The 21,925-nt window shown below is 47.8% G+C and carries 13 protein-coding genes and 3 pseudogenes; 6 read left to right on the forward strand and 10 right to left on the reverse strand.

What is annotated here, in order from left to right; translation table 11 throughout:
• The first annotated feature begins 169 nt into the window (after positions 1 to 169).
• Entirely contained in the window at positions 170 to 1,357 is a 1,188-nt protein-coding gene (locus tag ACIDITHRIX25_RS75570) for a M20 metallopeptidase family protein (protein ID WP_201732896.1), read from the forward strand.
• A 434-nt stretch (positions 1,358 to 1,791) separates the two neighbouring features.
• A complete protein-coding gene (locus ACIDITHRIX25_RS75575) occupies positions 1,792 to 3,495 on the forward strand; it encodes a methyl-accepting chemotaxis protein (protein ID WP_201732897.1) in 1,704 nt (567 codons plus the stop codon).
• A 463-nt stretch (positions 3,496 to 3,958) separates the two neighbouring features.
• Here the strand turns inward: ACIDITHRIX25_RS75575 and ACIDITHRIX25_RS75580 are convergent, their stop codons facing one another.
• Positions 3,959 to 5,356, reverse strand: coding sequence for an MFS transporter (locus ACIDITHRIX25_RS75580; protein WP_349632152.1), 1,398 nt, complete (start codon positions 5,354 to 5,356; stop codon positions 3,959 to 3,961).
• 1,129 nt (positions 5,357 to 6,485) lie between these two features.
• On the opposite strand from ACIDITHRIX25_RS75580, the pseudogene ACIDITHRIX25_RS75585 reads away from it, so the two are divergent.
• Positions 6,486 to 7,585 (forward strand): annotated as a pseudogene (locus ACIDITHRIX25_RS75585) (IS630 family transposase).
• Here ACIDITHRIX25_RS75585 and ACIDITHRIX25_RS000000104290 read toward each other — a convergent pair.
• The 3 genes and pseudogenes from ACIDITHRIX25_RS000000104290 to ACIDITHRIX25_RS000000104300 form a co-directional block, all read right to left on the reverse strand.
• Complete coding sequence (locus tag ACIDITHRIX25_RS000000104290) at positions 7,524 to 7,832, reverse strand: DDE-type integrase/transposase/recombinase (protein WP_502756203.1); 309 nt, start codon at positions 7,830 to 7,832, stop codon at positions 7,524 to 7,526. The pseudogene ACIDITHRIX25_RS75585 and the gene ACIDITHRIX25_RS000000104290 sit on opposite strands and share 62 nt — an antisense overlap.
• A pseudogene (locus ACIDITHRIX25_RS000000104295) lies at positions 7,806 to 7,898 on the reverse strand (IS3 family transposase); the annotation flags it as partial. The gene ACIDITHRIX25_RS000000104290 and the pseudogene ACIDITHRIX25_RS000000104295, both read right to left, overlap by 27 nt.
• A gap of 303 nt (positions 7,899 to 8,201) precedes the next feature.
• Positions 8,202 to 8,415 (reverse strand): annotated as a pseudogene (locus ACIDITHRIX25_RS000000104300) (transposase); the annotation flags it as partial.
• A 90-nt stretch (positions 8,416 to 8,505) separates the two neighbouring features.
• On the opposite strand from ACIDITHRIX25_RS000000104300, the gene ACIDITHRIX25_RS75595 reads away from it, so the two are divergent.
• Both ACIDITHRIX25_RS75595 and ACIDITHRIX25_RS75600 read left to right on the forward strand, forming a co-directional pair.
• On the forward strand, positions 8,506 to 8,742 hold the full coding sequence (locus ACIDITHRIX25_RS75595) for a hypothetical protein (protein WP_201732899.1): 237 nt from the start codon (positions 8,506 to 8,508) through the stop codon (positions 8,740 to 8,742).
• Positions 8,743 to 9,043: 301 nt separating this feature from the next.
• A complete protein-coding gene (locus ACIDITHRIX25_RS75600) occupies positions 9,044 to 9,439 on the forward strand; it encodes a hypothetical protein (RefSeq protein ID WP_201732900.1) in 396 nt (131 codons plus the stop codon).
• Positions 9,440 to 9,452: 13 nt separating this feature from the next.
• On the opposite strand, the gene ACIDITHRIX25_RS75605 is transcribed toward ACIDITHRIX25_RS75600, so the two are convergent.
• The 5 genes from ACIDITHRIX25_RS75605 to ACIDITHRIX25_RS75625 all read right to left on the reverse strand — a co-directional run bounded on the left by ACIDITHRIX25_RS75605 (position 9,453) and on the right by ACIDITHRIX25_RS75625 (position 18,722).
• Positions 9,453 to 9,788, reverse strand: coding sequence for a transposase (locus ACIDITHRIX25_RS75605; RefSeq protein WP_201732901.1), 336 nt, complete (start codon positions 9,786 to 9,788; stop codon positions 9,453 to 9,455).
• Positions 9,789 to 10,076: 288 nt separating this feature from the next.
• Complete coding sequence (locus ACIDITHRIX25_RS75610; RefSeq protein WP_201732902.1) at positions 10,077 to 11,306, reverse strand: MFS transporter; 1,230 nt, start codon at positions 11,304 to 11,306, stop codon at positions 10,077 to 10,079.
• 360 nt (positions 11,307 to 11,666) lie between these two features.
• Positions 11,667 to 13,598: an alkyl/aryl-sulfatase gene (locus tag ACIDITHRIX25_RS75615; protein ID WP_201732903.1), complete on the reverse strand. Its 1,932-nt coding sequence runs from the start codon at positions 13,596 to 13,598 to the stop codon at positions 11,667 to 11,669.
• A 92-nt stretch (positions 13,599 to 13,690) separates the two neighbouring features.
• Positions 13,691 to 14,662 carry an alpha/beta hydrolase gene (locus tag ACIDITHRIX25_RS75620; protein WP_052606400.1) on the reverse strand — a complete coding sequence of 324 codons (972 nt, stop codon included), beginning with the start codon at positions 14,660 to 14,662 and terminating at the stop codon, positions 13,691 to 13,693.
• 322 nt (positions 14,663 to 14,984) lie between these two features.
• Positions 14,985 to 18,722, reverse strand: coding sequence for a bacteriohemerythrin (locus tag ACIDITHRIX25_RS75625; RefSeq protein ID WP_201732904.1), 3,738 nt, complete (start codon positions 18,720 to 18,722; stop codon positions 14,985 to 14,987).
• Positions 18,723 to 19,543: 821 nt separating this feature from the next.
• Between ACIDITHRIX25_RS75625 and ACIDITHRIX25_RS75630 the strand changes: the two genes are divergently transcribed.
• Positions 19,544 to 21,136, forward strand: coding sequence for an FAD-binding oxidoreductase (locus ACIDITHRIX25_RS75630; RefSeq protein WP_201732905.1), 1,593 nt, complete (start codon positions 19,544 to 19,546; stop codon positions 21,134 to 21,136).
• A 259-nt stretch (positions 21,137 to 21,395) separates the two neighbouring features.
• On the opposite strand, the gene ACIDITHRIX25_RS75635 is transcribed toward ACIDITHRIX25_RS75630, so the two are convergent.
• Positions 21,396 to 21,908 (reverse strand): hypothetical protein, encoded by a 513-nt coding sequence (locus ACIDITHRIX25_RS75635; protein WP_201732906.1) that lies wholly within the window; start codon positions 21,906 to 21,908, stop codon positions 21,396 to 21,398.
• Between the last annotated feature and the right edge of the window lie 17 nt (positions 21,909 to 21,925).

Below are 21,925 nucleotides of genomic sequence, written 5' to 3' on the forward strand. Positions count from 1 at the left end.
CCATGAGCTCAAAATCAAATTTGACCCCCGATGCCGCCTCGCTTAGAGATATTATTGATTGGCTGCTATGGCCAACTTGGAAGTGGTGAATACCGAAACCAAATTCTAAAGGTTGCATTAGGTGCCCCGAAGCGATCACTACAATAATTACGATACTAAAAGGCAAATTATGGAGTCAATAATAACAAATACCGGAATTCTAGAGGACGCTAAGTCCATCGCGACGGAGATGATAGATCTCCGAAGAACGATTCATTCCAATCCAGAACTTGGACTCCATCTGCCCGAAACTCAGCAATTAATCTTGAAGTATCTCGAGAACCTTGGCTTCGATATAACGCTTGGCAAAAATAGTTCTTCTATTATTGCAATCCTAAAAGGTGATCAGCCAGGACCATCTACCCTACTACGGGCAGATATGGATGCATTACCCATGCCTGAGGATACAGGCCTTGGCTATGCCTCTAAAATTCCCAATAGAATGCACGCCTGTGGCCATGACGCACACGTCGCAATGCTTTGTGGAGCCGCAAAGATATTGGCTCTTCGAAAAAGTGAGTTACGAGGACGAGCGGTTCTAATGTTCCAACCAGGAGAAGAAGGCTACGGTGGAGCGGCTGTGATGATTGAAGAGGGGCTCATCAACGACTTTGGCACTATCGATCGAGCCTTCGCAATCCACATAACGCCAGTGATTCCTAGAGGGATTATCGCAATAAAATCAGGTACCTTGATGGCATCTGCGGATGAATTCTCGATAGAGGTGATTGGAAAAGGTGGCCACGCATCAATGCCTTCGGATGCAGTTGACCCAATTCCTGTGATGTGCGAGATCGTCTTAGCTCTTCAGTCCATGGTTACTCGCCGCATTCCGGCATTCGATCCCGCAGTTCTGACGGTATCCAAGATAGAAGCTGGAACCACCTCTAACGTAATACCCGAGAAGGCAACCGCTCTTGGGACGCTGAGAGCGGTCTCTGAAAACACGAGGCTAAGTGCGATCGAACTGATCGAAAGAGTCGTGATCAATATCGCCAAAGCACACGGATGTGAAGCCCTCTTGCAACTCCATCACGGGAGTTACCCGGTAACGATAAACAACGAGGTTGAAACCCAGAGAACTGCCGGAATAACAAGAGAGCTACTTGGTCAAAATTCCCTGGTAATGATGCCAACACCAGTCATGGGAGCAGAAGATTGGTCATTTGTTCTTCAAAACCTTCCAGGTGCCATGGCCTTTTTAGGAGCAGCCCCTCCTGGAGTGGCAATGCCGGCTCCGAATCACTCAAACAAAATGATCATCGACGAAGATGCAATGGCCATAGGAGCAGCCCTTTACGCCGCTATGGCACTCTAGCCAAACCAAGCACTTTGGCCCTTTGGCCGATTTTCATTACCAACCGTCATATACTGTTTATTAGTGGCTTCTTCCAACTCAATGGGAGTGGCCACTTTTTTTCTTTTTTTATCCTCTTGCCCAACTCTGTCATCTCAAAGGTCTTCTTTGGATCCCATTTAGCTGGTAACCATCTCAAAAATCAACGCTGGCAAAATAATATCTGGTTGATCTCAAGTTATGCTCAAATGGCGCCGAAATGCTCTAGACACAAGGTAGAAAGTTATCTTCCTAACTGGTGATGATCAATACTGAACTGAAGATCCCAAACGGGATAAAAGTCATGTTTTGATCGCAATAAGAAACGACGACTAGAAAATCAAGGGCTCGTGAGCCATCGATGTTGGTTTTCGAATCGCCGAGTTCACGGATGACAAAATAGGGGTTGGTCCATTTTGAGGCAATTTCAGGAATTGCGGGTTGGTCAACGACTCGCAATCGGTTCAATAATTCTAGGTTTACTCTTCTTGGTTGTGGGGGGATTCGCAATAAATACCACGTCAAGTGGATCATCGACCATAAACCAACTAACAAAACTAGCCATAAGCAGCAAGACCACCTCAGATCTAGAGCAGATTGCCACCCAAATCGCTCTCGCGGAAAACTCAGTAGCATATGACTTTGCCTCCAACTCTGTGGCTAGCGGTGACATCGCGAGCTACAAGCAGGCAGTTGCTCAATTCGCTGCATTGGATAAAGCTCTCACCGCAAGCACTCTATCGAATCCAAATAGGAAACTTTTGACTCAAGCAACGTCGGGCTTTGACACCTACGTCTCAATGTCTAACCAGATCAATTCTCTTTTATCCACCCATAACGCAGCGAACACTAATAAAGCGGGCAAGATAATTGCAAACTTAGCCTTTGGATCCATGGCTACTCCACTAAATAAGGTGGTCACCTCGGTGGACAACAACTTTCTAGCGGCGTCAAATGGAGCCTCGTCTTCGACAACCCTTCGGCAAGAGATACTCATATCACTCATTGCGATCGCACTTTTGGCCTCAGTCCTAATCTCGCGCAAGACTGCTCGATCGATAACAGTTCCATTGAATGATCTCGTAGGATCGCTCGGCAAGGCAGCACAGGGCGATTTGACTGTCAGCGCAAACTATCAATCCAAAGACGAAATAGGTAGTTTATCGGTTGCCCTCAACACCTTTATAACGAAGGTAAAGGGTGCCATAACGGAGATGTCGGCCACCTCATCCACTTTGGCTAACTCTTCCATAAGGCTTACCAAAACATCTGACGAACTCTCAACGTCGGTCGAAGGTACGCTTGATCGAACCAACAACGTAAGCCGAGCCGCCGAGAAGGTATCCACTAACGTTACCCAAGTCGCTTCTAGCACTGAAGAACTTCGAAGTTCGATTGACGAAATCGCACGAGGCGCCGCCGAAGCTGCTCGCGTAGCAGGAACAGCCGTCGGAACTGCCGAGGTAGCCGTAGCTTCAATGTCCAAACTCTCTGAGAGCTCTTCCAAGGTTGATGAAGTTGTCAAAGTTATCAATGCAATTGCCGAACAGACCAACCTGCTCGCTTTGAACGCTGCCATCGAAGCAGCTAGGGCCGGTGAGGCTGGAAAGGGATTTGCTGTCGTCGCCTCCGAGGTAAAGGATCTTGCCAAAGAGACCTCTGAAGCAACCCACAAGATTGCAAACCGTATCTCTGAGATGCAAGAAGATACTGACCAAGCCATCGAAGCAATAAATGCTATCGCCGGCGTGATCGCAAAGATAAACGATCTACAGACCTCGATAGCATCAGCAGTAGAAGAACAATCGGCAACAACTCAAGAGATTGGAAGGTCGGTCTCTATTGCAGCAGACGGTTCCGGTCAGATTGCCCACCGTCTTGAAGAAGTCGTAAGCATTGCACGCTCAAATACCGACAATGCCTCGGCTACAAAAGAAGCAGCTCAGGACCTCTCTAGGTTTTCAGATAGCCTGATTCAATTGGTTGGACGATTCAGATTGGGTGGACCAACAAACCAAACAACCCAAAAATCCGCCCCCAAGCAAAAAGCACATCGCTCGCGATTTGCTCCAAAAGAAGATAAGGAATCCTCCAACCACAACCTCGAGACCAAAAGATAGAAGGCTAGTAGGAGCCAACTATCTCCTTTTGTGAGACAAGATTCAAAAAGATCAAAAACCCGGAGGTCAACCAATGGCCTCCGGGCTTTTTGCAATAGCAGCCCAATTTTGCGAGTAAATTCATTTCGTTATTGCCCGCCTGTCAAGAATTTCCAAAAAAAACAAGGCTATTCAACCCCGCATAAAAATTGGCCAAACTCCCGAATAAGAAGCATCATCTTTTAGCTCGAGCTACAACGAGTCGCGTACCCCGACCTGTATCCCTGACTTGTATCATTTGAATACTGTCGTCCTTTCTTGCTCGACCGTAGGTGACCCTATAGGGGATGACCAAACGAGAAAGCAACTATAAAAGAGATCGGAGTTACACCCAAATCGGCCTAACAAGATCTCCTTTTTAAAAGAGTTCGTCCATCTCGCCTGATAGGTGATAGATCGCATAAAAGCTATTGGCCATTTGCGCTTACTCGCTTGAAAATGAAAAAATTGAGGCGACATTCGCTACGCTCGCCTTGGCAAATCCCGAAGTCATTATCAACCCCAAACAAAATATCGTGGTTCCAAAGCCAACCAAAAGCCACCAACTCGAATGGCTAGCACCTGCAAGGTTACCATTTAGGTTTCCACCCATTGCAACCGATAACATGGCCCCCACTATCGCGACACCAAGGGATTGGCCAACCTGACGACTTGTGGATGCAACGGCGGCGGCTACACCAGCCTGTTGCCTGGGCATTCCAGAGACAGCGGCATTAGTAATTGGGGCATTCACTAGCCCAAAGCCAATTCCAAAGACTAAATAGGCGCCAAAGAGCCACGAAAAGGGAGTAGTTGCGCTAAGACCAGTCAAGGCAAGGCTACTTAGCCCAATTCCGAGGCCACCAACTAGCAAAGGGACCCTCGGCCCATAGCTTCCCACTATTCGACCAGAGAGAGGGGCCGCAAAAATTGTCATTATCGCCATTGGAAGAGTGTCAATTCCGGCCGAAAGTGGAGATAATCCTCTAATATTTTGGAGATAGAGGGTATTCATAAATAAAAAACCACCCAAGGAACCAAAGGCTGCTATCGCAACGAGAGTTGCTCCTGAAAAGGGGATACTCCTAAAGTATCTAAGGTCTATCAATGGTTCATTTCTACGGGGTTCGTAGATCAAAAGCAAGACAAGAGCGATGGCCGCAACACTAAAGGTGGTTACGATCTTCACGGATCCCCACCCAGAGGCCGGCCCTTCAATAATTCCAAAGGTAGCCGATGCCAAAAAAGTCAATATCAGAAGCTGTCCAATTGGATCTAGCTTACGTGCGTGGTCGGCACGCGACTCCGGAATAAACTTCCCTGCTAAGACAAAAGCAGCAATTCCAATTGGTACGTTGATCCAAAAGATCGAACGCCAACCCACCGAATCCACTAGAGCACCTCCCAGGATTGGACCAAGTGCCATAGATACTCCAATCACGGCGCCCCAAATTCCAATGGCCTGGGCCCGCTCTTTGGGTTCAGTAAAGGTGTTGGTGATTATTGAGAGTGCTACAGGGTTCAACATAGAGCCACCAATGGCCTGCAACATTCTAAAGGCCACTAAAAACCCTAGATTTGGGGCGAGACTGCACAGCAATGATCCCATTGAAAAGACGGTCAACCCTATCTGGAAGGTCCTACGTCGTCCAATTCGGTCCCCAGTGGAACCAGAGAGCATCAAAAGACTGGCCAAGACTAGGGTATAGGCGTCTACGGTCCACTGTAACCCAGAAACACTCGCCCTTAAATCTCTCCCCATCGAAGGAAGTGCCACATTTATAATCGTGTTATCAATTCCAACGATAAACAGGCTCATTGAGCAGATAGCCAAAACGGCCATGCGACGCGACTTACCGAGATTGTTCAATGAAATTCCATTTGAAGCCAATAAAACCTCCTCAGAGTATTCAACGAGCCCATTACGCTCTCCTTTAAAACCAGCTGGAGTTCATACACAAAACTTCAACCTGGTCCAAAATATAAATGACCAGATCAAAGATAAAAAACTCAAACCTCTAGCTCTAGCCATGAAAAATCCACGTTGCCAAAAAAAACAAAACACAGACTGATGATCCAACCCACAAAGCCGCATTAACTAACTATCGAATCTTATTTAGCCATGATCAACTATAACTAGGTTGCGCTCTAAATAAAGTCCGGATCTTTAAATAAGTAGTTGAAGAGACTGCTCCAAAAACAAGGCTCCCCTAACATAGATATGGATCAAGCAACACTCTCATAGGCTTCATCGGGATTAAGCCGAGATTTTCATTAAGGCGAGAAATCGTGATTTGTGCACTTCACGTGGCTTAATTATCATTATTCCTCGGCTAACATTTCAGTACTAACGCCGCCTATACGGGACCAGAAGTCCATCCTAGGTGAGGATCTTCCCGGCGGGAATCTGGTTGCTGGAGTAGTCGTCTTCAAAGTGAGCACGGCGCCTGACGGTGGGAGTAGACACGTCCCTGTTTGTCGACGAACGCAGCCAGAGTCCTGATTATCTTTATCCACTTGCCAATTGTCGAGTTTCAAAAATGAGAATCGTGAAGTTCTGGAACGGTAGATTGCCAATTGGCACAACCTTGGCATCTATACCTGTCCCTTTCTATAAACATATAGATACAACGAATAATAACGATAATCAACTGAAACATTAAGCCGAAGAATTGTTCAGTAAGCCACGACTACGCTGGAATAACTATGATTTCTCGGCTTAATGAAAACCTCGGCTTAATCGCTATGATGGACAAGGCCTGGCTACACCGCCCTTTGGTGAATAGCCATCTCAAGGGCATCGGTTGCCAAGTTTGCCTTAAGCGATGGCGATACCTTCCATCCTAGTGTCCCCTCTCATAATTTCCCTGAAACTGAGGAATTAATCCCTTCGTAAGGTTGTTCTCCTTGGTAAGGACATAACCTTGCAAGGGAGAACGATGCTAAGTCACACCGTTTCAGAGGAGCCAAACATTGATGCCAACCAGAGCAAGCCGCCCAAGAAGAGATCTGGACGACAAGCTTCGGTGGTTCCGCTCAGTCCCAAAGAACGTAGCGAATTAGAAGCAGTGGTAAGAAAGTCCACAGCTCCCATAGGACAGGTGGCAAGGGCCAGCATTGCCCTATGGAGTAACGAAGGGGTTGGAACCAACGAGATCGCGCAAAGACTTCAGATATCTACAGAGACGGTATGCAAATGGAAGCGGCGTTTTATCAACTACGGAGTGGAACTTCTCGATGACGCACCGAGAAGTGGAAAACCGAGAAGCATTGATGACGAAAAGATCGCCGAGATTCTAAGGATCACTTTGGAAGAAGAGCCCCCGCTTGCTACCCAGTGGTCGACGTCTTCAATGTCCAAGCGGATCGGGGTATCACCAGCGAGCATCTCACGTATCTGGAGAACCTTTGGCCTCAAGCCCCATGTCTTGGGATACTTCAACATCAGTACCGATCCGGCCTTTACCGAAAAGTCCGCGACATAACTGGGATCTATCTCAATCCCCCTGATGCTGCACTGGTACTATGTATTGACGAAAAGACACAGATCCAGGCGTTGGATAGAACCCAGCCACTGCTTCCCATGAGACCTTTTGTTCCAGAGCGGCAAACACATGACTACAAACGCAACGGCACAACAAATCTCTTTGCAGCACTTGATGTTGCCTCTGGCAAGGTGATCACCAACACCACAAAGGCTCATCGGGCGATCGAGTTCATAGCCTTTTTGGATCAGGTGAAAAAAGAAGTTCCAAAAGAACTCGAAGTCCACGTCATCCTGGACAATTATGCAACGCATAAAACCGATGCTGTACGGGCCTGGCTCATAAAAAACCCCAGATTCCACTTCCATTTTACACCCACCTACTCCTCGTGGATGAACCTGGTTGAGAGATGGTTCTCGGAACTGACTACCAAAATGCTCCACACATCCACCCATAAGTCACAAAAGCAACTCGTTGCTTCGATCAACACCTGGGCAGAGCGCTGGAACCAAGACCCAACACCATTTAGGTGGGTAAAGACAGCTGACGAGATATTCGCATCGATGGCAAAGTATCTGGGGAACTAGAACTCAGGGAACTTATGAGAGGGGACACTAGGATCGTCCTTGAAAATACGTCTGTAACGAAGGCAACGTAGGCCCAGCCAATCTTTGTCTTGACGTAAGTGATATCCGCCACCCACAAGTTGTTTGGCTCATTAGACGTAAAGTTCCTGTTTGCCAGGTCTTTCGGGCGTTCTACGAGCTCATTCGCGACGGTGGTTACGACGTAAGTCTTACCACGTCTCACCCCAGAAATACCGAGCTCAGCCATCAAACGCTCTGTTGTGCAGCGCGCGATGTCGATACCTTCGCGCTTAAGCGCACACCAGAGCTTCCTAAGCCCATATACGAAAGTAGTTGTCCTTGTGAATTTTACTTATCTTCGTCTTGAGAGATTTATCACGAATAGATCTCACTGAGGCAACTCGTGATTTATTAGAGTAATAAGTCGAGGAAGCGAACTGTAAGACCCTACAGATCGGCTGGACTCCCCACTTTTGCTTATTGCAATCTATAAAAGCAATTACTTGCTTCGCTTCGCGCTTTGACCGTCCAACTCGGTCGCAAAGAAAATCGAGGCCGCACGTAAAATCTCATTAGCTCTACGAAGCTCTACGACTTCTCGCTCTAGTTGACGGGTGCGCTCTCTCTCATTGAGTAGTTGTTCCTTTAGTCTCACCGACATCTATCGAAGCCTGACGTACCCAAGTACGTAGCGTCTCGGGCGTCATTTACAGCTTCTGAGCAACAGATTGAATAGCTGCCCACTGTGGGGGATACTCACCTCGATGGTCCGTGACCATTCGTATTGCTCGATCACGAACTTCGGGTGAATACTTCTTTACTCTTGCCATAATGATGACTCCTTAACTGAAAGACTAGGAGTCTCCAAGATTTCCGGGGCGTATCACTGGTCTGGTTAGCTCTGGTCTGGTTAGTTATTGGTGCAATTGCACACAACCTGGCACGGTGCAACTGCACACGACCTGGCACGAATAGGTGCTATTGCAGAAACTGTTATCACCACACCAAAGCTTCGACGTTGTTACTTTCAGATCGCAGGACATATCACTCGTTCAGCTAGAAAAGTAATACTCCATCTTGAAGAACACTGGCACTATAAGGATAAGTTCTTAGAGGCTCTTGATCGGATCAGAAAGTTTGAGATCGCCATCACCTGAAGATCTGGTTACCTAACACACTGAATATTACTTGAAGGAACTGCTCTAGAAGACAAGGGATTAGGTCACTATGGCCAAAATGAGATTTCACAATCTCAAAAATGACCAAAAAGGCTCAATCACAAAGCGAATAGGTCATATTTGGCACTCTGAAACCAGATTTAAGCCATAGACCCTCCGTCAAACCTAAATCAGTTCCGAAAAACCGACTCAGAGTCACACCGAAGGGCTCAAGCTGGTCCATTTCTGTGGATTCGGGGTTAGTGAACTCGAAGGCCAGATTGGCGCGCTCACCGAGAAGGTGACGACTCTCGCAAAGCTCGTCTTTGGCACCTCGTCGGAGAAGAGTAAGTCAGTCGAGCCTAGAAGAGGCAAAGACGATATCACAGGTGAGAAACGCCCCCGTGGTCAACAACCAGAGAGTCCAGGGCATGGCCGACGGGACTACTCGGCCCTTGAAACCGTCGAAGTGATCCACGACGTACCAGACAACGAGCGAATCTGTTCGGGTTGCGGGGCACCTTATGCCGCCTTCGGCGAAGAGACCTCCTACCAGATCGACTGGCAAGTACACATCGTGCGACACCGACATCGCCGCCCTACCTACCGCCCTACCTACCGGCGCACCTGCAAGTGTCAGACTCGGGGCATGCTCGTCGCACCGGTCCCGGCCAAGCCAATCCCCACTTACGGTTAAGTCTCTTGACAGATTAGTCCCGTATAGCAAAGCCTTCATTTATCTCAGCCTTACGCCATGTTGGTCTCTTGAAGTGATCTGGTCTTCCCCACCAGTTTTGAAAAGCACGGTCTAAGTCTCTCAAGGCTTGTTGCTGGATAGCAGCAGAACCCTCTTCTAACCAAGTCTCCTTGCGGGATTGGGTGAGTTCCTTGGCTTGGGTATTGTAGGTTATCTTTTGTGATCTACCCGTAACCCATAAGTTGCGTTGTTCGAGACCAAGATTCCAAACAAAACGAGCATCAGAGCAGTGTTGTACCAGAATGGGTAGTTCTTCATCCCTTGGGTATAAGCGCTCTCGAATACTCATATCTATACCTATCCACTCAATACACGCTGGACTTTAGTTGGACTTGTCAACATACAGATTGAGTACTTTAAGAAAAGAGAACTGCGCCTATCCATCCCCGCCCTTACGGACGGGGTTTTCCGGCGCTCTGATAAATTCATAGGCAGAGATGGTCACTCCGTCCTTCATATTCCTAGCTTAAATCGTTGAAGTTAGGGTGTCAAGTATATAAATCCCAAAAGATACCACTACAGATGGTCTATTCGATCCCGAAACCTTCTTACATAGTTTCACCGAAGGTACCCAAAATTAAGCCAACCGGAGCGAGAGTGAAGCATGTCTACCTAAAAATGCCGCCACAAGCTGAAAGATTGCTGCCACACAGAGCACGACCAAGATTGAAGCCGTCACACTCAAAAACCACATGAGACCGATAAGAAGCGAGATGGCGACGATACGGCCTACGTTGGTCGCTATCTCTCGAGAGAGCACATACTCGCCCCTCAGTTGCGCTGCGGACGGATCGGAAGCTATAACGTCCAAGACAACACTCGACAAAGAGACCATAAGGCCCGGATAGGCAAAGCCTGAAACGAGTCCATAAACCAACAAAATGGCGAAGTTAGCCCCAAATAATAATAAGATCAGAGCCATCCCGTATCCAAGGGCTCCAATCCACATTGTCCTGCCTCTAACTAAGGGCGGCAAGCGCCCAGCAATAACTGAACTAGCAACTCCGGCTAGCGAAGCGATTGAGACATAGATACCCTGATCACTTGAGCTGTGTGTTGCAAGTTCGACCAAAACAATCATCCCCAGATCTGCACCGCCCTGTTTGAATCCGTGAAGGGCGATTGCGATCCAAATAAAGCTCCAGCCTCTTTGGCGGGGTGGGACGATTAGAGCATGACGCATTGAAACTGCTCCAACCCCGGTGCTAGTTTGCAACTTTCGCGAGGTCCACCATGCTAGACAAAAGCTCACTAATGAAACCCCAAAGACACAGACATAGCCAAGTTCACCGCCAACACGCGAGATTATCAATCCCCCAGCCAAGGGCATCGCCACATTGAGAATGCTCATAATTGCGAAGCTCAAACCATAGTAGTGGCTTCGCTCATCTGGACTAAGGACGTCAAAAGCCAATGTGTTATTGCCAAACCAGTAGATCCCAGCAGCAGCTCCATTGAATAACCCGAGTGGCACGACCAAACCAACCGCACTTGTCCTCAGTACGATAATGAGGAGATAGAAGGCTGCCGTCAAAATTAAGCCGATCCGAAAGAGCTGCCTGGGTGAACTTTGCGGAAAAACCTTAACGATTATCCCCGATATGATAATAAGGCCGACATATCGCCCCAGCCCATAGAGGGCCATCTCATCTACGCTTCCACTGGCCACATAAAAGAACAGCGAGACAAAGACCGTCGATGTCGCAAAACCACCAAAGACAAGACCAGAGCTAGCAAGCAGGCGCTGTGCCGGCCGGCCGATCTTTAACAATGACGCTAACTTCGAATCGCTATTCTTTCCAGTCAATCGTTCTCCGGACTATATTTGTCAAATCGCAGACCTATCTCATAGGAGACTTTATCGACAAAGTTGCACCACCTTGAACAAATCCGCCGAGGTGAGAGGCTAAAAATTCGACTCTTGCCCAAAGGGCAAACCAAATGAGTTGGCTTTCTCGAAGGCCTGCCAACTAAACACCTTAATTTTCAAGTTACAAAAACTACGATAATAAAGTGATCTTCAAAAGTGGCAACTGCGCCAAAGAGCTCTCTTCTGATTCTATCCTTGATAAACCTAACAAACCCGGAAAACGCCATTTATGAACAAAAGGCTGTTCACACACAGAGGCAGCCCCTAGTGGCACGAAGAGACTCTCTCAAGCGCCCGCTAAGGCAGTGCGATATTAAAGTCCACTTCGAAGTTGTCCAAAAGGCTAAAAAAGTCAATCAATGCGCCAACGTCGCCATCTATGATTACCTGCTTGGAACCTATAGCATCGATCATGGCAAGCTTTTGGCTAAGGACCAGATCCAGCACATGGCGATCTAATCGAATGGTAGCTGTAGCCTCGAGATCATGGCGGCCTAGGTAACTAAGCGCACTATTTTCTAACCACAGGACCCACTTCTCGCCGGTATCAGGAAAGTCCCAATTTATAGCCATATTGCGCCCCTGCGCATTTGGACCATTGAGACGGACTCCAAAAAGATCAAAGATCATATCGATAGACATCGAAGAGAGAACTTCAAAATTTGCCCCAGGTCGGGCCGTGGGAACAAATGAGACCTCCGAGCGAAGCTCTAGCGCTCCACAAAGGTAGAAGTTACGCCAGGGACCAGATTCAGCCTGATAAGCAAGCTGCTCATATGTCGAAGCAAGAAGTTGACGGGCAGCGATATTCTCTGGTTCGCTAAAGACCAAATGAGTCAAGACTTGGCTGACCCACCTATATTTTCCAAGGCCATAGTCGCGCTGTGCTCGTTCTAGTAGGGCCGCAGCTCCACCCATGTATTCAACATAGGCCTCACCGGCCTCGCTTGGCGGAAGAGGATTGAGATTGGAGGGATTGCCATCAAAAAATCCTAAATATTTCTGATAAACCGCCTTCGAGTTGTGACTTAGCGTGCCATAATATCCTCGATTAGAAAACTCCTTGGCAAGGCTGTCGGGTAGCTCAAGCTTCTCAGCAATCTCCAAAGGCGTAAATCCATGATTGGCTAGGCGCATGGTCTGATCATGAATAAAGCGATAGGTATCACGCTGACACTTTAGATATTCAACCAAATCGTCCTGCCCAAAATGGGGCCAATTGTGACTGTTGAAGAGCACGTTTACTCTTCGTCCAAAGAGTTCAAGGGCTTCGTTTATGTACTTCGACCAAGCTAGGCTGTCGCGCACCTGCGCCCCTCTAGGCGTATAGACGTTATGCATAACGCCACTACAGTTCTCGGCCATACAAAGGGCTTCGAGTTCTGGGAAAAAGAGAGCCATCTCTGCTGGAGCTTCAGAGTCGGGAGTGTACTGAAATACGATCCTCACACCATCGATGGAGAGCTCCTGCCCGGTCTGCGAGATAAGAACGCTAGGAGCTACCAGACTTATATTTCCGCTGGGAACGCTCTTGCCCAGCCCACAGTCGATCTGTCCATCGGGCCCTTTATCAAGGATGTTGCCATACATATATGAAGCACGTCGCAACATCGCGTTGCCTGCGATGACATTCTCAAAGACCGCTGCCTCCATGAAACCGATCGGAGCAATGATCGGAATAGATTCTTGCGCGATCTCTTGGCGAGATGCTACCCCGCAAACGCCCATAAAATGATCCGCATGACTATGGGTGTAGATGATTGCCTTTATCGGCTTGGCCCCTAGTTCGCTCTCGACCAAAGCCATTGCCGCTCGGGCAGTCTCACTTGAGGTCAACGGATCGATAACGATCCATCCCGAATCTCCTTCGATAAAACTAATATTCGAGATATCAAAGCCCCGGACCTGATAGATACGTTCCGTTACTTTAAAAAGCCCGTAAATCCCATTCAACTTGGCTTGACGCCAGAGACTCGGATTGACAGTATCTGGCGCTTCCCCTTCAACAAACCTGTATGCATCCATATCCCATACAATGCGTCCGATAGATTGATCGTGAAAGACCACCAACGAGTCAAGCGAGTCAATTCTTCCCCTAGTTGCCCTCTCAAAATCTCTTTGATCATCCAAACTGAGCTTGCTGGCAAATTCTTCATTTGCGCTGCGGGTAAAGTTTGACGCATAGGTTCTACCCGTCTCGCTATTTACGGACGGAACATTTGCACTCAAAATATCTCACATTCATTACTAAGTAGAAGGTAGAGCGCTTAGGACTACCCTCACAAACCTAAAACCACCAAAAATTAGGGAAAGATCTAGTTTCACCCCTTGAAAAGGTTCTCCAACCATCGAAGCCTTGATTGAATCATGAGTTTGGCGATTCGGGAGTCTGGAGCAAATCCATCACATGCATGAAAGCCACCAGGCCAAACGTGCAACTCAGCGACTCCTCCATGGGCCCAGATTCTCATTGCGTAATTGACGTCTTCGTCTCGGAAAACCTCAGCCGAGCCTACCTCGATGTAAGTTGCTGGTAAATTTCCCAAATCGCTTGCGCGTCCAGGTGCTGCATAGATCGAGACCTCATCACTACCCCTTCGATCGCCAAGAAGGGCATTCCACCCGGTATCGTTGCTACCTCGATCCCAAATCCCAATTCCGTCAATTTGGTGGCTCGAAATCGTCTCGTTCCGATCATCTAGCATCGGATAGAGCAGTAGCTGTCCACAAAGCTTCGGACCGGACCTATCGCGAGCCATAAGTGCGACACCAGCTGCCAATCCACCACCGGCGCTCCCACCAGCAACCAACAGTCGATCCGGGTCAAAACCCAGCTCAGAGGCGTTATGGGCCATCCAGGTTAACCCGGCATAGCAGTCATGAACAGGCGCTGGATCTGGGTTTTCCGGAGCAAGTCTGTATTCAACGGTTATGGCAATAGCATCGAAGTGCTCAACAAAATCCAAAACATTGCCTATTCCTACAAATCGATCTCCTATGACCATTCCGCCACCGTGAATATAAAAGATGCCAGGTCCTCCGGGGATGTGATCGCTCCTTGAAAAAATTGTCACAAGAACCTCTGGATCGCCGTTAAATCCGGGCACCAAAGTTTCAGTGAACACAACGCTTCGATCGACTAGAAGGTCTTCGATCGGAACAGACATTGGGTTTGCGCGAAAGATCGGAATCATTTCGGGAGTAATTGTGGATGGGATCAAATCACCTGCGGCTGCCAGTGCGGCTGCCAGCTCTGGATCAAAAGGTGGCGCCGGATGCGAGAGGTCACTCAAATTAGCCTGCTTTCTAAATACCCGTTAAATCAAATCAGCGACCACTATAGCCCTCGGAAATCCTTGAGTCATTTGATAATTGACTCTTGCGAAAAATTCTTTCCAAAAAGTAGAGGATTCGCTTGTACTATCCCTAGAGATCCTGACAAAAAGCTACTGCGTGCTATGTACCTACACCCAAGAATTAGGTATAGGTACATAGCAAATTTACCTGAAAAGCCTCAATGACAATTGAAGACTTGAATGTGCCCGACAAGATCGGCCATCAGGGTCTTTGGACAAAAAAGAATTTCCAAATTCGCTAACAAGAATCGTCGGAGTCCTAAGATTTAATCAGGTCGCCTTGGGTAACGGCGAGAACTCGTACCACCAAGGATTCAAGGAGAACCCGATGGGCATCTCCATTCAGGCCTTCGCCATGGACCCTTTTATGCAGATCCACCAAAGCCCCATCTCCATATAAGCGGCTCTCCAGATAAGGCACTAGCAGGCATTCAGAGAAGTCATCTTTGTCGAATTGACTCGCCTTATGAGCCTTACTTACAAAATATGCCAACGCTCCCAAGTCAGTCTGGATTGCGTTCTTTGATGGAGATCTGCGAGAATAGTCTTTAAACCAATTGCCTACCATGTCACCGGCCATCGGTCGCGCAAAGTAATACCCTTGTCCATAAGGAGCACCAAGGAATTTGGCAGCCTCAACCATACCAAGATCTTCCAACCCTTCCATAACTACGTCACGCCCGAAATCTCGCCCCAGATTGATCAACATCTCCATCAGGCTAAGTGTCTGTAGTGGCGACTTGTATAGCTGATTTAGGACCTCGCGATCCACCTTGATAGTTGCAAATGGCAATGTGGAAAGACGAAGCAAACTTCCATAACCAGATCCCAAGTCGTCGATTGCCAACTTCACGCCCATCTCGACCAGGCGCGCAATCGATTTATTTTGTGAATCCTCAGAGATCTCTTGAGTCTCAAGAAGCTCTAGATATAAACGACCAGCATCCACCCCCCTATGCTCTAGAGCACCTTGAACCCAGTTTGGACATTCCTCGTCCGATAGAACCGAAGGGGGAAGATTGACCGAAATGTCAAACTTCATACCCAAGCTGTCCCATTCCTTGAGGCGATCGAGGGTCTGGTCCAAACCTTGACGAAAGAGACGATCCAGTTCCACTCCACCTAGTAGCCCTAAAAAACCATCGGGATCGATAATCGTCCCGTCGTCGGTCTTCAACCTGGCGAGAGCCTCGAACTTCTCGACTTCGCCAGTAGCAAGATTCACAATTGGCTGCATATACATCTGCAGGCCACCGGAAAATAGCGTCTGACGGTATTTGAATCCAATCTCATGCCCAACGACTCGTAAAGCGTTTAAATTACATTTTCGATGTAACTCGCCGATTCGAACCTGGATGCCCTGGACGAATGGAGATAGTGCCTTGGAAGCAAACTGATTTGGAAAAGCTCCATAGATCTCCACAAGAGAGACTATCCGTTTATTTTCATCAAATATCGGAACAAATGTAACACACCTAATCGCCCCACCCCGAGCCTTTTTCGTACCCTCTCCTAATGGAACCAGAGCTTGAGCGTTCGAAGTCGTGACAATCGTCTCGGTATGCCAAGATCGAGACAGTAACTCTCTTTCGCCCATAAACCTAAATAGATTAGCGTGAAGGGATCCGCTATCGCCTTTGGATTCATCGTGATTTTGGGCAGAGGCTAGCACCTCAAGGCGAAACTCCCCTTCGGAGTCCAATTTCCAAAGCGCTACGCCAACTATTCCCGGAAGACCGCTTAGCCTTTCGAGTTCAGAATCACGAATAATATTCCATTCAGTGTAGTCATTGGAAATTTCCCTACTGAGGAATAGGCGGTACGAACCGATCGTCTCTTCCATCGAACGCAATTGCACCTGTGCATCTTCGTGAAGTCGCATCTCAGAGGCTAATAACAGACGATACCGATCACGTGAATCAAATGGAGCGACTCCTAAATGTCCATTAAGTAGGCTACGGTACATCGAAACTGACCTCATCAAGGTAGAGCTATCGCTTCCAATCAATGCATGGACCCCTCCAATCCTTTTGGCTGACTCTTCAATATCCAAACGTGTCGTCTTAGGTGAAAGCAAAAATTGAAGATGGCTAGCTTGGATCTTCTTTAGAGCATGCATCTCCTCGACGGTTAATGTAGAAAATATCGAATTCGCATCACTCTCTTGAAGCAAACCACCATAAAACTCTTCCACAAATTCAGTCGCTGCTACCTCAATATATCTGTGAGCTCTTTCTAAGAGTCCAACGATTTCACTGCCGTAAGTGGGGTCATCGTCGTTTTCATCATCTGTCCCCCCAGCCATTCGCCACCACGAGTGCCGCGAACCTTTTGCCTCTTTGGAACGATAGAGAGACAGATCGGCTTTGCGCATAAGCATATCGCCATCTCGAGCCTCAAATGGGTAGAGCGCAACCCCAAGGCTCATGGCAAGATTGACAAAGCACCCCGGCGATACCTCAAATGGAGCTTCTACGGCCTCATGTAGACGCGCCATAATAGCGTCCAAATTCTCCTTGAGTCGCGTACGATCAATACCTCGAAAAACGACTACAAACTCGTCACCACCGAGTCGTGCAACCAAATCATCATCGCGCAACCTCATCTGAATTCGACGGGCAAACTCCCTTAAAACGACATCTCCGGCATGATGGCCCCAGCAATCATTTACGAGCTTGAAATCATCGAGGTCAAGGATGCCAACACCGACCGTTGAATCAACTATTTCAGCCTTTTCGAGAGCATCTTCAAGAAATACTTCCAACCGCAGGCGATTAGCCAACCCGGTCAGTGGATCATGCAATGCTAGATGCTCAATTTGACGATGCATCCGATGTTCCCTATTCACCCTATCAACTCGCTCAAGGCCATTAGAGAGGCTCTTAGCAACTTCATTCAATAACTCACTAAATTGATCCTGTCTGAAGGTGCTAGGAGAATCCAGAATCAATAGCGACCCCCACTGTTGCCCATCACGGCTTATAGGCACACTGAAGGCATCTTGTTCGAATGGCTTTTGGCCATTTGAATGCTTTGGGTCGACCTCGATCTCCCAATTGGAGGTTCTATTGAGTTGCCCATCCCCAACGGTCAATTGGTAATCTAGAGAACTGCCTCTTTCGATGAACGTGGACGAAGCGAGGTCAAGAAATCTCAGATATTGCCCCGTTCCTGAAGATCCGGCCCTAGCGACGACCTCGACACCATTTTCATTGGCTTCAGCAACGATAAGAGCTGACTTCATGCCAACAATATCAACCACCAAATTACACACCTGACCTAGTAATTCCGCCTCGTCGTTGGCCCTTACCACGGCAGAATTCACCTCGGCTAAAAGGCGCGTTAGCAAAACCAGTCTCTTGCTCTTTTGAATCTCTTCTTCGAGTTTGAGGTTTAACTCCATCACCTCGAAGGTACGCCACCCCAAAGTGTCGTTTAGCGCACTTACAGAGTCTATGAGAAGGTCCTTGACGGAATTTTCCCGATCCGTTGAGAGGTCTCCCTCGCCATTGCCTTCTTGGCAATCGCGAATCTGGCGTGTCATACGGGAATCCACCTCCATAATATGATGCAGGAGCCATTGCGCTAAAAACGAGGTGAGATTCAGAATCACATCACGGGGATTAATTTGCGCGAAGTCTTGGGCCCGCTCTAGAAATTGAACAAAATTACGATGGGCCTGCATATGAGACCTGCAGTCTTCATCTGGCAAACGAAACCGGACCATAAGTTCTTCCTCAGCGCCAAAGTGGTACCGAGTGTATTCAACAAGCCGCACCAAAATCTCTTTTAGCTCCGCGTAATAGGAAGATCTCTCAAGGCATGCTGCAAGCTCATTGAAGATAGCCACCAACCGCATATGCTGATCATCAACTATATCTAGCCCGCATAACAGCTGTTTGCTCCAAAGAAGCTGACCAGATATGTATCCATCCCGAACATTTATTCCATCGGAGTTTGAGTCATCATTTGACCGGCTCCTACTATCCAAACTCAACGCACCCCTCCCTGCTAATTGGGGTTAAGGCAATCTCCGCTGACTTCATTTAAATCCAATTCAACGCCGCACCACTCTACTGCAAAGAACTTAACCAACAATGCCACTGCCTTCTCCTAAGTAACTATCGTCAACGAAGCACCCATACCTAAACCTATCTCATGCTTAGTAAGGCTAATTCTCGCACATAAATCATCTCAAGTCTTCAAAAGAAACTATTAACTATTGCGAAACCGACGATGTCAAAAAGATGGGCCCAGCTCCCCAGCTCCCCAGCTCCCCAGTGATCAAGGCGTACCAATTTTCAAGTCACCCAAGTTGACCTTGATGAAGAACCATAATTCTGCCCAAACAAGGTTTCAAATCCCACGACAAACACTGAGAAACCGCCCTATCACGAAGAAGAAAATTTCTCAGGTTTAGGACCAAATCCCTAACGGCTGACTCGTGCATGGCTCAAAGATCTACAACTAGGAGGTTTTAGCGCGAGAAAAATCCTATCAATTCCCCCAAAGCGCCTCAACCATAAATCTCCTACAACCACCAAGGCGACAGCACGGGGCAAATCAACACAATGTTCCTCAATACAAGCAAGGAATTTCTCAAGACTAATCATGAAGTGGATTTCTTATTATCTAATCTAATGTGGCGCGAGTGGGATTCTATATTTTTAGTATTCAATTAATTTTTATGAGTATTTCCGAAAGAGATACACCCATTCAAAGATATCTCTGACCAACCGACTCTGGCTTGGTAATGCAATTTTATATGGTGTTAGGTTTGACTCACTTTCAATATCCACGGTGGATTAGAATCATAAAATGAGCAATAGATCTTGGTGGGGATGGGGAAACAGTGACGAGGGTCTCTCCAAGGCAGCCCGAAACCAAGTCACCCAGATGCTCATTGCTTCCTTTGGCGCGGACTCGATGAATCGCCAAGATCCAACCGAGATTGGAGAGATCCATCTTCGCAAGCCCCAGGTTGAATTGGCCAGTTCAATTACGATACCTTCGCGAAACGACCCTATAAGTCGTATTACTCATTCATACGGAAAGAGCTACAAAGATCTCATACGAGGCTTCCGCGGCCAGTACGAAAATCCGCCCGATATAGTTTCATACCCACGAAACGAAAACGAGATTGTACAACTCCTCGATTGGGCTGAAAGCTGTGAGGTAGCCGTAATACCCTTTGGAGGAGGTAGCTCCGTCACAGGAGGCGTCGAACCCAGCACCGAGGGAAGGTTCAAACGCACCTTGGTTATTGACATGTCATCGATGAACAAAGTACTTGAGATCGACTTAGAATCCAGATCGGCAAAGATTCAAGCCGGCATCTTTGGTCCAAAGTTAGAAGACGAGTTGCGTCCAAACGGGCTAACATTACGGCACTTTCCCCAGTCATTTGAGTTTTCAACTTTAGGTGGATGGATTGCCACACGGGCGGGTGGCCACTATGCAACTCTTTACACCCACATAGATGACTTCGTAGAGGCCATCGACCTCATCACACCAGCCGGCCGACTCTCCACTCTAAGATTCCCTGCTAGTGGCGCGGGACCACAACCCGAAAGGCTCATACTGGGCTCTGAAGGCGCCTTTGGGATAATAACCCAGGCATGGATGCGCCTTCAAGATCGTCCCCAATTTAAATCGGTAGAGTCAGCATCATTCTCGCGCTTCGAAGACGCAATATCAGCGCTGAAACAACTTTCACAGAGCGGTTTAAATCCGTCGAATCTTCGACTGCTCGACCCAATCGAAGCTGCAATTTCAATCGGAGACTCCTCTGGAGATACAATTGTCTTAGTTGGATTCGAGTCAAAAGACCTACCGACACAAGGCTTAATGAGCCAAGCGACAGAGATTCTGGCATCTCACACCGGCAAATTCCAAAAGCCAACCTCTGCCTCATCAACCTCTGCGAATCTATGGAAGCAATCATTCCTAAAGGCACCTTACCTCAGGGATCATCTAATCTCACTCGGCATTATGGTTGAGACCTTTGAGACCGCATGCACATGGAGCAACTTCGACAACCTTCGCTCCAAAGTTACCATCGAAGTTAAAAAAGCATTGGATGCAATCTGTGGCGGAGGCTATGTTAGCATGCGCATCACCCACGTCTATCCAGATGGGCCAGCTCCATACTTCACCGTCATAGCCCCAGCAAAGACGAATAGCGAAATAGCACAATGGGAAGAGATAAAGTCGGTAGCCAGTGAAGCAATCCTTGCAAGTTGCGGTACTATCACTCACCACCACAGCGTTGGTCGCGACCATCAATCATACTATCTAAGACAGATACCGACCTTATTCGAACAGAGTTTACGGGCGATGAAAGATAGGCTCGATCCAAAAGGAATCATGAACCCTGGAGTGCTTATCCCTGATCATAGCCTCGCTATTTAGCCTGAATCCACAGAATTAAACCAGCTTGAGCCCTTCGGTGTGAATCCAAGTCGGTTTTTTGGAACTGATTTAGGTTTGACGGAGGGTCTATGGCTTAAATCTGGTTTCAGAGTGCCAAATATGACCTATTCCCTTTGTGATTGAGCCTGTTTGGTCATTTTTGAGATTCTGAAATCTCATTTTGGGTATAGTGACCTAATCACTTGTCTTCTAGAGCAATTCCTTCAAGTAATATTCAGTGTGTTAGGTAACCAGATTTTCAGGTGATGGCGATCTCAAACTTTCTGATCCGATCAAGAGCCTCTAAGAACTTATCCTTATAGTGCCAGTATTCTTCAAGATGGAGTATTACTTTTCTAGCTGAACGAGTGATATGTCCTGCGATCTGAAAGTAACACCGTCGAAGCTTTGGTGTGGTTATTACAGTTTCTGTAATAGCACCTATTCGTGCCAGGTTGTGTGCAGTTGCACCGTGCCAGGTTGTGCAGTTGCACCGTGCCAGGTTGTGTGCAGTTGCACCGTGCCAGGTTGTGCAGTTGCACCGTGCCAGGTTGTGCAGTTGCACCGTGCCAGGTTGTGCAGTTGCACCGTGCCAGGTTGTGCAGTTGCACCGTGCCAGGTTGTGCAGTTGCACCGTGCCAGGTTGTGCAGTTGCACCGTGCCAGGTTGTGCAGTTGCACCGTGCCAGGTTGTGCAGTTGCACCGTGCCAGGTTGTGCAGTTGCACCGTGCCAGGTTGTGCAGTTGTAAACAGCGACGTTTTTTTGACCCACATCAGCGGTTTAAAATT

Source organism: Acidithrix sp. C25 (genome assembly GCF_904848545.2).

Coding starts and splice junctions, on each gene's coding strand:
- ACIDITHRIX25_RS75580 (WP_349632152.1), bottom strand. CDS start 5,356: ATGGCCGTTTTGGCTATCTGCTCAATGAGCCTGTTTATCGTTGGAATT.
- ACIDITHRIX25_RS75630 (WP_201732905.1), top strand. CDS start 19,544: ATGAGCAATAGATCTTGGTGGGGATGGGGAAACAGTGACGAGGGTCTC.
- ACIDITHRIX25_RS75605 (WP_201732901.1), bottom strand. CDS start 9,788: ATGAGTATTCGAGAGCGCTTATACCCAAGGGATGAAGAACTACCCATT.
- ACIDITHRIX25_RS000000104290 (WP_502756203.1), bottom strand. CDS start 7,832: ATGGCTGAGCTCGGTATTTCTGGGGTGAGACGTGGTAAGACTTACGTC.
- ACIDITHRIX25_RS75570 (WP_201732896.1), top strand. CDS start 170: ATGGAGTCAATAATAACAAATACCGGAATTCTAGAGGACGCTAAGTCC.